The sequence below is a fragment of the Bosea sp. F3-2 genome (assembly GCF_008253865.1).
Lineage (GTDB): Bacteria > Pseudomonadota > Alphaproteobacteria > Rhizobiales > Beijerinckiaceae > Allobosea.
On the sequence record NZ_CP042331.1, the window covers coordinates 2797594 to 2809727 of the forward strand.

The following is a 12134-nucleotide window of genomic DNA, read 5'->3' on the forward strand; positions in this document are numbered from 1 at the left end:
GTCGAGGTTTTCAGGATGAACGGCGCCGACCGCCTTTGCGACACGCTTCTGATCAACGGCGTCGATACCTGCTTCGCCAATCCCGGCACTTCCGAGATGCATTTCGTCGCCGCGCTCGACCGCAAGCCGCAGATGCGCTGCGTGCTGGGCCTGTTCGAGGGCGTGGTGACCGGCGCCGCTGACGGCTACGCCCGCATGGCCGACAAGCCGGCCGCAACGCTGCTGCATTGCGGGCCGGGCATGGCGAACGCGCTCGCCAACATGCACAATGCAAGGCGCGCCCGCACCCCGATGATCAATGTCGTCGGCGACCACGCGACCTACCATCTCCAGCACGATGCACCGCTGACCAGCGACATCGAGAGCCTGGCGCAGCCGATGTCGCATTTCGTCCGGCGCATCGCTTCGGCCGAGGATGTCGGCCCGGCGATCGGGGAAGCCTATGTCGCCTCGCTGACGCTGCCCGGCGTCACCACCGTGATCCTGCCGGCCGACTGCGCCTGGGGCAGCGTCGAGCCGGCCACTCTCAAGCCGACGCCGCTGCCGGCGCTGAAGAGTGTCGATTCCGCCACGCTCCGCGAGGTCGCAGCCGGCCTGCGCAAGCATGGTGCCCGCGCCGCGATCATGCTGACGGGCCTGGCCCTGCGCGAGAAGCCGATGGAGATGGCGGCCCGCATCTGCGCCGTGACCGGCGCCAAGATCTTCAGCCAGATGTCGAACGGGCGCACGCAACGTGGCGCCGGCCGCGTCGCCATGCCCAAGATCTTCTACCCGATCGACAAGGCGCTCGATCAGCTCAAGGACGTCGATTATCTCGTGCTGGTCGGCGCGCAGACACCGGTCGGCTTCTTCGCCTATCCGGGCAAGCCCGGCCGCCTTGTCCGTGACGGCTGCGAGGTCGCGACGCTGGCCAGACCCGGCGACGACCTACCCGCCGCGATCATCGCGCTCGCCGAGGAGATAGGCGCGACCAGGACCGCCCCCGCCTACATCGCCCCGCCGCGCAAGGAGCAGCCTGCCCTGCCGACCGGCAAGCTCGACGCCGACAAGGCCTGCGCCATCGTCTCGGCCCTGCTGCCGGAGAACTGCATCGTCTGCGACGAATCGGTCTCGTCGGGCCGGATGTTCTATTTCGACTGTCACAGCGCCCCGCAGCACGACTACATCCAGCTCACCGGCGGCGCGATCGGCGAAGGCATCCCGCTCGCCATCGGCGCGGCCGTGGCCTGCCCCGACCGCAAGGTCATCGGCATGCAGGCCGACGGCTCGGGCATGTACACGGTGCAGGGCTTGTGGACGCAGGCGCGCGAGAACCTCGACATCGTCACAATCGTCTTCGCCAACCGGACCTACCAGATCCTGCATGGCGAGATGCGTGCCGTCGGCGTCAACGACTTCGGCCGCAACGCCACGCTGATGCTCAACATCGACGAGCCGGCGCTGGACTGGGTGATGATGGCCCGCGGCATGGGTGTGGAGGCCGCGCGCGCCACCACGGCCGAGGAGTTCGCCAGCCTGTTCAAGGCCGCTCTGGCGCGGAAGGGGCCGTTCCTGATCGAGGCGGCGATCTGAAGCAGCCTATGCCGTCATTCTCGGGCGCCGAAGGCGACCCGAGAATCTCATGCCGTTGGGGCTCCAGCGCCCTTCCTTCAGGAGATGGTCGGGTCAAGCCCGACCATGACGTGGGCAAGCCTAGCCCCTGAACCCGCCCAGGAACGCATCGAGGCAGTCGCCGATCGCCTCGATCGCATAGCCGCCTTCCTGCACGACGAGCGTCGGCAGACCGAGCGCCTTCACCTGCCGACCGATGGTGCCGAAATCGGAGGCTTCGAGCTTGAGGACGCCGATCGGATCATCCTTGTGCGCGTCATAGCCGAGCGCGATCACCACAACCTCGGCGCCGAAGTCGCGGATCGCCTTGCCGGCCCGGTCGACGGCCGCCTGCATTTCAGCACCGCCCGTGCCGTGTGCCAGCGGCAGGTTGAGGTTGAAGCCCTCGCCCGGCCCGTTGCCGCGCTCGTCCTCATAACCGGTGAAGAACGGGTAGTAGTTCACCGGATCGGCATGGACCGAGATCGTCAGCACGTCGTCGCGGCGATAGAAGATCTGCTGCGTGCCATCGCCGTGATGGGCGTCGACATCGAGGATCGCAACCTTGCGGAATTTCGAGCGCAGGCGCTGCGCCGCGACCGCGGTGTTGTTGATGTAGCAGAAGCCCGAGGCTCGATCGGCGCGGGCATGGTGGCCGGAGGGCCGGCACAGCGAATAGACGGCACGCTCGCCCGCGAGGATCGCATCGGCGCCTGAGACCGCCGTCTCGGCCGAGCGCAGGGTCGAGTGCCAGCAATGCTCGCCGACGGGAACCGAGAGATCGCCGAGATACCAGCCCATCTGGCCGATCAGCCCCGTCGGGCGGCAGGGCGGACGGACATCCTCGTCCGGGCAGCCGCTCCAATAGGGGAAAGTGTTCGGCCAGGCTTCCGGGCCGCGCTCCGGCAGCACCTTCCAGCGATCCCACAGCGTTTCGAGAAAGCGGACGAAGCCCTCGTCATGGATTTCGAGGATCGGGTCGACGCCATGCGCTGCCGGCTGCTCCGACGCGATGCCATGCTTCGCCAGCGCGCCGAGCAGGCGCTGCGTCCGTTCCGGCAGGTCCTTGGGCGCGACGATCTTGCCGAAGCGCATGTACTGGAGCTGCTCATGCAGCGACTGGTCGGGGTGATAGAAGGCACGCATCCGGCTCATCGTCCTCGTGGGGCAGCGAGGCGATCTCGGCCCCGCAGAACGGATGCTAGCAACGGCCGCCGCGGCGGTCAGCTACGACGACGCCGCCCGCCCTTGCGCAGAGGGCGGAGCGGCCGGTGCGTCACGGCGAGAGCAGCGCCGCGAATTCGCGCGCCAGCGCGTCGATCTCAAAGCGTTCGGGCCTGTACCAGTCGGTCGAGCCGTTGAGCGCACCGAGCAGGAAGAGGCGCAGCACATCCGGCGAACGCTCCGCCGGCAGTGCTCCGGCCTGCTGCAGCTCCGCGATCAGTCCGCGCCAGACATCCTCATAGGCGCGCCGCACAGCGCGCACGCTTTCCGGCACCGGAGCCGCACCAAAGTTGAAGACCTTGATGCTGGCGCTGGTGTAGTCGCCGTGGCCGTGCAGCGCCGCGAGATGGCCGCGGATCGCCGCTTCCAGCCGCTCACGCGGCGGCGCTCCTTCCGTCGCGGCGAGTGCGGCAACGACGCCTTCATGCACGAAGCGGACTCCGTCGTTCACCACCGCCTCGACGATCTCCTCCTTCGAGCCGAAGTGGTAGTAGAGGCTCGCCTTGCGGATGCCGACAGCCTCGGCGATCTCGCGCAGCGTGGTCTGATGGTAGCCGCCGCTGCGCAGCAGCCGCGCGGCATGGTCGAGGATCAGGCGACGCGAACCGCCTTCGATGTCGCGCTGGGTTCGATCGACAGTGACGCTCATGAACCGACCCCGTCATTCCGGAGCGGGCCGAAGGCCCGAGCCCGGAACCCATGAACACCGTCCAAGCAATAAAAGGCGCCGGGCTCGTCGCATCCCATTCGAAACCACCTGAGTTCATGGGTTCCGGGCTCGCCGCGAAGCGGCGCCCCGGAATGACGGTGGCGTTTCATCACAGCCGCTTCGCCACCTCTTCGAGCATCACCTCGGTGGCGCCACCGCCGATCGCCTGGACACGCGCATCACGGGTCATGCGTTCGATCGTGCTCTCGCGCATGTAGCCCATGCCGCCGTGGAACTGCAGGCAGTCATACATCACCTCGTTGACCAGCTCGCCGCAGTAGGCCTTGACCATCGAGACCTCGCGGGTGGCGTCGAAGCCCTGCGCGTCGAGCCAGGCGGCGTGATAGACGAGCTGGCGGCCGGCCTCGACCTTGCTCGCAAGCTCGGCGAGGCGCTGGCGGATCGCCTGCTTCTCCCAGAGCGGCGCGCCGAAGGCCTTGCGCGTCTTCACATAGTCAAGCGTCAGGTCGATCGCGGCCTGCGCCTCGCCCATCGCCATGGCGCCGATCACGGTCCGCTCGTTCTGGAAATTGCTCATGATCGCGTAGAAGCCGCGCCCCTCCTGCCCGAGCAGGTTTTCGGCCGGCACGCGGCAATCGACGAAGGAGAGCTCGGCGGTATCGGAGGAGCGCCAGCCATGCTTGTCGAGCGCGCGTGAGACCGAGAAGCCCGGCGTGCCCTTCTCGACAAGGAAGATCGAGACCGATTGCGAGGGCTTAGCCATCGGATCGGTCTTGGCGGCGACGCAATAGAGATCGGCGTAGACGCCGTTGGTGATGAACATCTTGGCGCCGTTGAGGACGTAATGATCCCCCTCGCGCCGCGCCGTGGTGCGGATACCCTTCACGTCCGAGCCGGCATCGGGCTCGGTGACGGCGACCGCGACGATCTTCTCCCCGGCGATGATGGCAGGCAGATACTGGTCCTTCTGCGCCTTCGAGCCGGCATTGGCGATGTGGACCGAGGCCATGTCGGTGTGGACCAGCGCGGTGATGGCGACGCCCGAGAAGGTCGAGCGTCCGAGTTCCTCCGCCAGCACGACGGTCGCCATCGTGTCCATCTCCGAGCCGCCATACTCGGCCGGGTAACGGATGCCGAAGAAGCCGAGCTCGCCCATCTTGCGCAGCACCTCGCGCGGGACGAAGCCGTCCTCCTCCCATTTCAGGGCATGCGGCTTGATCTCGCTCTCGACGAAGCGGCGGACCTGATCGCGCAGCGCCTCATGCTCCTCGGTGAAGTAGGGCGAGCGGCGGGCGCCCTCGCCTGCGAATTTCTCGACTGCCGACATGACCCGCTCCTGCTTGACCGCCGCCTCGCGATCTGACTACCTACCGGACGGTAGGTGAATGAAGCGGCGAGATCAAGAGAGCTCGCCGTTCCTTCGCGAAACAAAGAATACGCCATTCCGGACAGAGCGCGACAACCGCGTCGCTCTGAAATGGCGGTAGGGACGGGAGCACTCGGATGTCGAACATGACAACGCTGGCGGCGGCCCCTCCCCCGCTTTCCCTGATGATCGAGACGCTGCGTGAGCGTCACGCGCTGGTCGCGGCGGGCGGCGGCGAGAAGCTCAGGGCACGGCATGAGGCGCGCCGCAAGATCATGGTGCGCGAGCGCATAGATCTCCTGCTCGACCCGCAGACTCCCTTCCTCGAATTGTCGCCGCTCGCCGCCTGGGAGCTCTACGGCAACGAGGTGCCCGGCGCCGGCATCGTCACCGGCATCGGCATCGTGCGGGGCCGCGCCTGCATGCTGATCGCCAATGATGCGACGGTGAAGGGCGGCTCCTTCTTCGCCGAAACCGTCCGCAAGCATTTGCGCGCGCAGGAGATCGCCGAGGAGCACCGCCTGCCCTGCCTCTATCTCGTCGATTGCGGCGGCGCCTTCCTGCCGGAGCAGGACCGCGTTTTCCCGGATCGCGACCATTTCGGCGGCTCCTTCTACAACCAGTGCCGGATGTCGGCCGCTGGCATCCCGCAGCTCTCGATCGTCTTCGGCGGCGCGACGGCGGGCGGCGCCTATATCCCGGCGCTCTCCGATCAGGTGATCATGGTCAAGGGCACCGGCCGCATCCATCTTGGCGGGCCGCCGATCGTGAAAGCGGCCGTGCACGAGATTGTCGATGGCGAGACGCTGGGCGGGGCGGAGATGCATACGCTCGTCTCCGGCGTCAGCGACCATCTCGTCGAGACCGAGATGGAAGGACTGGCGAAACTGCGCGAGATCGTCGGGGCGCTCGGCGAGATCGGCCGTATCGCGCCGCCGCCACAGGCGCCCGCGGCGCCGAAGCTCGATGCGGCCGAGCTCGTCGACATCGTGCCGACTGATCTGCGCCGGCCCTACGATGTGCGCGAGGTGATCGCGCGCATGGTCGACGGCAGCGCCTTCAGCGCCTTCAAGCCGGACTACGGCGCGACGCTCGTCACCGGCTTCGCCCATATCCACGGCTATCCGGTCGGCATCCTCGCCAATAACGGCGTGCTCTTCTCGGAAAGCGCGGTGAAGGGCGCGCATTTCATCGAGCTTTGCGACCAGCGCCAGATTCCGCTGCTTTTCCTGCAGAACATCACCGGCTTCATGGTCGGCACCGAGGCCGAGCGCGGCGGCATCGCCAAGCATTCGGCCAAGCTGGTCTACGCCGTCTCGAATGCGCGGGTGCCGAAATACACCGTGCTGATCGGCGGGTCGTATGGCGCCGGCAATTACGGCATGTGCGGGCGCGGTTTCCGCCCGCGCTTCCTGTTCTCCTGGCCGAATGCCCGCATCGCAACGATGAGCCCGGAGGTCGCCGCGACCGTGGTGACGGAGCTGCGCCGGCAGTCACTCAAGGGCGCCGCGGACGAGGCGGCCATCGCCGAGCTCGACAGGCGCACCCGTGCGCAGTTCGAGGAGCAGAGCGACCCCTATTACGCCACGGCCCGGCTCTGGGACGACGGCATCATCGAGCCGGCGCAGACGCGCGACGTTCTGGGCTTATGCCTTGCGCTGTCAGCGGGCGAAGCGCGCGATACCGGCCCGCGGCCGGTCTACCGGATGTGAGCGGCCATGCGCAGGAACCTCTGCCGTCATTCCGGGGCGCCGCGAAGCGGCGAGCTCGGAACCCATGAACACCGTCACTGCTCAAATGCACGAAACCCGAACCGTTCCGGCTTCATTCCCACCGTCGTGTCCATGGGTTCCGGGCTCATTGCTACGCAATGCCCCGGAATGACGGCAGAGGTTCCTGCGCATTTCCGGCGAGGCCATTGATGTTCAACACCCTGCTCATCGCCAATCGCGGCGAGATCGCCTGCCGCATCATCCGCACCTGCCGCAAGCTCGGCATCCGCACCGTCGCGGTCCATTCGGAGGCCGACAAGGACGCGCTGCATGTCCGGCTTGCCGACACGGCCGTGCATATCGGCCCGGCCCCGGCGCGCGATTCCTATCTGCGTGCCGACCGCATCATCGACGCGGCGCTCAAGACCGGCGCGCAGGCAATCCATCCGGGCTACGGCTTCCTCTCGGAGCGGCTCGACCTGATCGCCGCCTGCGAGGTAAACGGCATCACCTTCGTCGGCCCCTCAGCCCAAGCCATCGAGGCGATGGGTGACAAGATCCGCTCCAAGCAGATCGCCCGCGAGGCCGGGGTTCCGGGCGTGCCGGGCTATGACGGCGCCGACCAGTCGCCCGAGACACTGAAGCGCGAGGCGCTGCGCATCGGCCTGCCCGTCATGGTCAAGGCCTCGGCCGGCGGCGGCGGCAAGGGCATCCGCAAGGTCGAGGCCGAAGCCGATCTCGACGCCGCCATCGCCACCGCGAGCCGCGAGGCCGAAGCCGCCTTCGGCGACGGGCGACTGCTGATCGAGAAATTCGTGACGCGGCCACGCCATGTCGAAGTGCAGATCGCGGGCGACCGCCACGGCAACATCGTCCACCTGTTCGAGCGCGACTGCTCGGTGCAGCGCTCCAATCAGAAGCTGCTGGAGGAGGCGCCTGCGCCCAATCTCAAGCCCGAGGCGCGCGCTGCGCTGCATGCACACGCGCTGAAGCTTTCCCGCGCCATTTCCTACGACAATCTCGGCACGGTCGAGTTCCTGGTCGATGCCGTGATGCAGGAGGTGTTCTTCCTGGAGATGAACACGCGGCTCCAGGTCGAGCATCCGGTGACGGAGGCGATCACCGGGCTCGATCTGGTCGAATGGCAGATCCGCATCGCCGCAGGCGAGACGCTGCCGCGCCGGCAGGAGGAAATTACCTGCACCGGCCACGCCATCGAGGCGCGATTGACGGCGGAGCGGGCCGATGAAGGCTTCCGGCCAGACACCGGGACGATCGCGCTCTGGCGCGAACCGGAGGGCCTGCGCGTCGACAGCGGCGTCGCGACGGGCAGCCCTGTCTCGCCCTTCTACGATTCGATGCTTGCCAAGGTCATCGCCCACGGTCCCGACCGGGAGGCCGCGCGGCGGCGCCTCGCCGACGGTCTCGACCGCATGACGGTGCTGGGACCGGCAACGATCCGGCCTTTCCTCGTCGATGCGCTGAGGCAGCCGGTGTTCGCGCGCGGCGAGGCCACGACGCTGTTCATCGGCGAGACCTGGCCCGGAGGCTGGCAGCCTTCAGTCGGCGACGTCGCAGAATGCGACGCCATCGCTGCTGCGATCTGGCTCTCTGCACGAGGCAATGCAGCAGCAGGGCCATGGGGGACGCTGACGGGCTTCCGCCTGCTCGCTTCGGCCGGCAAAACCGGGGCCTGCCATCTCACGCTCGGCTCGGGGGACGGGTCCCGCAGGCTGCGCGTGGACGACACCGGCGATCGTCTTCGCGTGACGATCGACGGCCGGCACCGAGAGGTTGCCGTCGCTCCGATTGCAAATGGCGCAACGCGGTACACGCTTTTGCTCGACGGCCAGCGCCGGCTCGTCGACGCCGTGCCGGATCGCTCCGGTGTCTTCCTGCGCCACGGCAGCTTCGAAGGACGCATCGAGATCGCGCTTGCGGTGGAGGCAGCCGCCGCTGCGCGCGAGGCGCAAGGCCATGCCGGCGATTCCGTCCGCGCTACGATGCCGGGAACCGTCGCCGCCATCCATGTCGGCGAAGGCGACAGCATCGCGGCCGGACAGGTCGTGGCTGTGCTGGAATCGATGAAGCTCTTCATGGAGCTGAAGAGCCCGGCGGCGGGAACCGTCGCGCGCATCGCCACCCGGCCGGGCGCGACGGCAGCAGCCGGCGAGCTCCTGATCGCGATCACGCCCGCCCAGTGACGGCGAAAGGCGGCTAGATCTCCGCACGTCCTACGGGACGCGGTAACGGTGATCTATGTAATTGTTATCGCATCGGATTTTTCCGAAAAGTGGATTCCGCTTTTCGGTCCGATGCTATAGTACAGGCCGCAAAGCCGCCGCCTTCGCCTGCTTTCCTGAGCGGCCAAGCGCTGGCCGTCTCAGCATCCGTTCATCGTGACCCGGCTAGGAGGAAACGAATCGCCTCCCGCGCCGGGTCGCTGGCGGGAGAACGGAAAGGAAGAACCATGTTGCGTCGTCAGTTCACGATCTCGGCTCTCGCCTGCGCCGTTCTGCTCTGCGCCATCCCAGCCCATGCCCAGTATTACGGCGGGCCCTATCGCGCTCCGCCGTCCTATAACGATGACGACGAGGACGATCGCCCGCCGCCGCGCTACTACCGCCGCGACCGCGATTATGAACGCCCCTATTATCGGCAGCGCTACGGCGATACCTGCGTGACAAGCCGGGGCGAATGCACGACGCCGCCGCTGCCACGCGGAGCCGGCTGCGGCTGCTATATTCCCGGCTTCGGCAACAAGCGCGGCATCGTGCAGTGAGCGCTGCGCCGGCCGCGTTCAGGGCCGGCGCTGGCTCTCAACCCCGAGATAGCATAGGCCCTCGCCGGGCTTCGCCTTGGGATTGGGGAAGATGATGAAGCCGTCGCGCGGCATCGTCACGACGCTGCCGTCGGCGCGGCGGGCGATGGGCGTGCCCTTGGCGACGCGGTCGCCCGTCTTCCACATGCCTTCGACCCGGTCGCCCTCGGCCTCGCAGATGACGAGGTCGTCCATATGGACGACGGTGCGCTTGGCGGGGGCCGGCGGCGCCTCGTCCGTCAGCCCGAGATGGGCGAACACGTTGCGGATCGCCCGGTAGCCGACATCGACGGAGTCCGGGTCCTCGTGGCGGCCGCATTCGAGCGTCACGCCATAGCCGCCGGCGAAGCGCATGAACTCGGTGGTGCCGAAGCCCTCGGTCACGGCCAGTCGCGACAGGTTCAGCCGTTCGCGCGCGGCGATCAGCCGGACATAGATGTCCAGCCAGCCATGGATCATCAGATCGACGCCGAGGCAGGCGGCGAACGCCGCTTCGGCCGCGCCATGGCGGAAGGGCTCGAGCTCGCCGCGATTGTCGTCCGGCCCGAAGAAGACGAAGGGCACGCCCTCACCGGTGAAGGAATGGACGTCGAGCAGCATGTCGTGCTGGCGCAGTATGGCGGAGAGGCGGTTGCCGATCCGATCCTCATTGTCCCCCGGCTGCGGCCGCTCGCGCAGATCGCGGTTGAGGTTGCGGTCGCCCTCACGCGTGTTCTGCCGATAGGCCTTCGGATTGGCGACGGGCAGGAAGGTGACCTCGCCGCGCTGGATCGCAACGCGGCCGGCCCGGCAATCGTCGATCACGCGGGCGATGGCGTTCGGTCCGCAGGTCTCGTTGCCGTGGACGGCGCCGAGGACGAGGAGCTTCGGCCCGGCCTTCAGCCCGTGGAAGCGGATGGTTTCGAGCGGCGGATCGATCAGGTCTTTGGGCGTCTCTTGGGTCGTCATCGGTCTACTGTCAGGCTTTGCGAAGCTGCGAATGCGGATCGAGGATATCGCGCAGGCCGTCCCCTAGCAGGTTGAGGCCGAGCACGGTCAGGAAAATCGCGAGACCCGGGAAGATCGAGATCCAGGGCGCGGTCGAGATCTGGTCGCGCGCATCCGAGAGCATCGAGCCCCAGCTCGGGAAGGGCGGGCGGATACCGAGGCCGAGGAAGGAGAGCGAAGCCTCCGCCAGCACGGCGCCGCCCATGCCGAGCGTGCCGATGACGATGATCGGGCCGGCGATGTTGGGGAGGATCTGCGTCAGCATGATGCGGAAGGTGCCGTAGCCGAGCGATCGGGCCGCCTCGACATAACCCAGCTGCTTGACCGAGAGGGTCGCGGCGCGGGTCAACCGACAGGTGAAGGACCAGTTGGTCAGGCCGAGCGCGATCAGCAGGCTGGTCAGGCCGGGATTGAGGATCGCCATGATCGCCAGCGCGAAGATCAGCGAGGGAATGGCGAGCATCATGTTGGTAAGGCCGTTGACGAAATCGTCCCACCAGCCGCCCCAATAGGCGGCGGAAAGGCCGAGCGCGACGCCGATCACCGTGTTGATCAGCTGCGAGACGATGCCGACCGTCAGCGAGATGCGAGCGCCGTAGAGCACGCGGCTGTAGATGTCGCGGCCCTGCGCATCGGTGCCAAACCAGAACTCCGATCCCGGCGGGATCTCGGCGTTCATCAGGTTGGCGTCCATGACGGGGTCGGTATGGGCAAACCAGGGCGCGAAGACGCCGCCGGCCACGACGAGCGCGAAACAGGCACCGCCGATCCAGAGATTGGCACGAAACTTCATGGGCGAAAGCCTAGCTGTACTTGATGCGCGGATCGACGACGGCGCAGAGCACGTCGACGGCGATGTTCACGACGAGGAAGAAGAGCACGATCGTCAGGATGCAGCCCTGCACCACCGGGATGTCGCGCCATGTGACACTGTCGACCAGCAGCGAGCCGAGGCCGGGCCACGCGAAGAGCTTCTCGACGACGACCGCCTGGCCCAGCACCGAGCCGAACTGCAGGCCGAGCGTGGTCAGCACGATGACGAGCGCGTTGCGCGCGACGTGCCAGCGCATCACGCGATAGGAACCCGCGCCCTTGGCGCGGGCGGTGCGCACGAAATCGGCGTGCATGATCTCGAGCACGGCGGCGCGGGCCGTGCGCGCCAGCAGCGCCAGCGGCGAGACACCGAGCGCGATAGCCGGCAGCACGATGTAGCGCGGGTCGCCGTCGCCATAGCCGAAGCTCGGGAACCAGCCGAGCGTCAGCGCGAAGGCGTACATCAGGAGCAGGCCGAGCCAGAACATCGGCAGCGACAAGCCGGAAACGGCAAAGACCATCGAGAGCATGTCAACCCAGCTTCCCGGCTTCAGCGCCGCGAAGAAACCGAGCGGCACGCCGATGACGATGGCGAAGAGCATGGCCCCGAGCGCGAGCTGCAGGCTCGGCCAGAGCCGCTCGCCGATCAGATTGATCACCGGCTGGCGCGTACGGAAGGAATCGCCGAGATCGAAGGTGGCGAGGCCGCCGACATATTTCGCGAAACGCAGCGGCAGCGGGTCGTTCAACCCGAACTGCTGGTTCATGCGCGCGATGGTTTCGGCGTCGATATTGCTGCGCCCGTCAGCCATCTGGCTGGTGGCGAAATTGCCCGGGATGACGCTGAACAGCACGAAGATCAGCGCCGCGACCGCAAGCAGGATCGGGATCGCCTGCAGCAGGCGACGCGAGACATAAGGCAACATGACAAGGGCTCCTGACCGCCGCCGC

General features: G+C 67.3%; 10 protein-coding genes. 4 read left to right on the forward strand and 6 right to left on the reverse strand.

What is annotated here, in order from left to right; all coding sequences use genetic code 11:
* Window positions 1–15 precede the first annotated feature (15 nt).
* Window positions 16–1572 carry an acetolactate synthase large subunit gene (locus FQV39_RS12895; RefSeq protein ID WP_149130653.1) on the forward strand — a complete coding sequence of 519 codons (1557 nt, stop codon included), beginning with the start codon at window positions 16–18 and terminating at the stop codon, window positions 1570–1572.
* Between the two features lie 120 nt (window positions 1573–1692).
* Here FQV39_RS12895 and FQV39_RS12900 read toward each other — a convergent pair whose 3' ends face one another.
* The 3 genes from FQV39_RS12900 to FQV39_RS12910 all read right to left on the reverse strand — a co-directional run bounded on the left by FQV39_RS12900 (window position 1693) and on the right by FQV39_RS12910 (window position 4811).
* Window positions 1693–2736: a histone deacetylase family protein gene (locus FQV39_RS12900; RefSeq protein ID WP_149130654.1), complete on the reverse strand. Its 1044-nt coding sequence runs from the start codon at window positions 2734–2736 to the stop codon at window positions 1693–1695.
* A 130-nt stretch (window positions 2737–2866) separates the two neighbouring features.
* Complete coding sequence (locus FQV39_RS12905) at window positions 2867–3463, reverse strand: TetR/AcrR family transcriptional regulator (protein ID WP_149130655.1); 597 nt, start codon at window positions 3461–3463, stop codon at window positions 2867–2869.
* Window positions 3464–3632: 169 nt separating this feature from the next.
* Window positions 3633–4811: an acyl-CoA dehydrogenase family protein gene (locus FQV39_RS12910; RefSeq protein WP_149130656.1), complete on the reverse strand. Its 1179-nt coding sequence runs from the start codon at window positions 4809–4811 to the stop codon at window positions 3633–3635.
* A 176-nt stretch (window positions 4812–4987) separates the two neighbouring features.
* On the opposite strand from FQV39_RS12910, the gene FQV39_RS12915 reads away from it, so the two are divergent.
* From FQV39_RS12915 to FQV39_RS12925, 3 genes are all read left to right on the forward strand, one after another.
* Complete coding sequence (locus FQV39_RS12915) at window positions 4988–6562, forward strand: acyl-CoA carboxylase subunit beta (protein WP_149130657.1); 1575 nt, start codon at window positions 4988–4990, stop codon at window positions 6560–6562.
* 209 nt (window positions 6563–6771) lie between these two features.
* Window positions 6772–8766, forward strand: coding sequence for an ATP-binding protein (locus tag FQV39_RS12920; protein ID WP_149130658.1), 1995 nt, complete (start codon window positions 6772–6774; stop codon window positions 8764–8766).
* A 266-nt stretch (window positions 8767–9032) separates the two neighbouring features.
* Entirely contained in the window at window positions 9033–9344 is a 312-nt protein-coding gene (locus FQV39_RS12925) for a hypothetical protein (protein WP_149130659.1), read from the forward strand.
* An 18-nt stretch (window positions 9345–9362) separates the two neighbouring features.
* Here the strand turns inward: FQV39_RS12925 and FQV39_RS12930 are convergent, their stop codons facing one another.
* From FQV39_RS12930 to FQV39_RS12940, 3 genes are read right to left on the reverse strand one after another with little or no spacing between them, the layout of a single operon-like run.
* Window positions 9363–10331, reverse strand: coding sequence for a succinylglutamate desuccinylase/aspartoacylase family protein (locus FQV39_RS12930; protein WP_149130660.1), 969 nt, complete (start codon window positions 10329–10331; stop codon window positions 9363–9365).
* Between the two features lie 10 nt (window positions 10332–10341).
* The gene (locus tag FQV39_RS12935; protein WP_149130661.1) at window positions 10342–11163 is read right to left on the reverse strand and encodes an ABC transporter permease; all 822 of its coding nucleotides are present in this window, start codon (window positions 11161–11163) and stop codon (window positions 10342–10344) included.
* Between the two features lie 10 nt (window positions 11164–11173).
* A complete protein-coding gene (locus tag FQV39_RS12940; RefSeq protein WP_149130662.1) occupies window positions 11174–12109 on the reverse strand; it encodes an ABC transporter permease in 936 nt (311 codons plus the stop codon).
* Between the last annotated feature and the right edge of the window lie 25 nt (window positions 12110–12134).

Bases quoted from the DNA above. Each gene is read 5' to 3' on its own strand.
- FQV39_RS12930 (WP_149130660.1), bottom strand. From the start codon at position 10,331: ATGACGACCCAAGAGACGCCCAAAGACCTGATCGATCCGCCGCTCGAA.
- FQV39_RS12920 (WP_149130658.1), top strand. From the start codon at position 6,772: ATGTTCAACACCCTGCTCATCGCCAATCGCGGCGAGATCGCCTGCCGC.
- FQV39_RS12915 (WP_149130657.1), top strand. From the start codon at position 4,988: ATGTCGAACATGACAACGCTGGCGGCGGCCCCTCCCCCGCTTTCCCTG.
- FQV39_RS12895 (WP_149130653.1), top strand. From the start codon at position 16: ATGAACGGCGCCGACCGCCTTTGCGACACGCTTCTGATCAACGGCGTC.
- FQV39_RS12900 (WP_149130654.1), bottom strand. From the start codon at position 2,736: ATGCGTGCCTTCTATCACCCCGACCAGTCGCTGCATGAGCAGCTCCAG.
- FQV39_RS12940 (WP_149130662.1), bottom strand. From the start codon at position 12,109: ATGTTGCCTTATGTCTCGCGTCGCCTGCTGCAGGCGATCCCGATCCTG.
- FQV39_RS12905 (WP_149130655.1), bottom strand. From the start codon at position 3,463: ATGAGCGTCACTGTCGATCGAACCCAGCGCGACATCGAAGGCGGTTCG.
- FQV39_RS12935 (WP_149130661.1), bottom strand. From the start codon at position 11,163: ATGAAGTTTCGTGCCAATCTCTGGATCGGCGGTGCCTGTTTCGCGCTC.
- FQV39_RS12910 (WP_149130656.1), bottom strand. From the start codon at position 4,811: ATGTCGGCAGTCGAGAAATTCGCAGGCGAGGGCGCCCGCCGCTCGCCC.
- FQV39_RS12925 (WP_149130659.1), top strand. From the start codon at position 9,033: ATGTTGCGTCGTCAGTTCACGATCTCGGCTCTCGCCTGCGCCGTTCTG.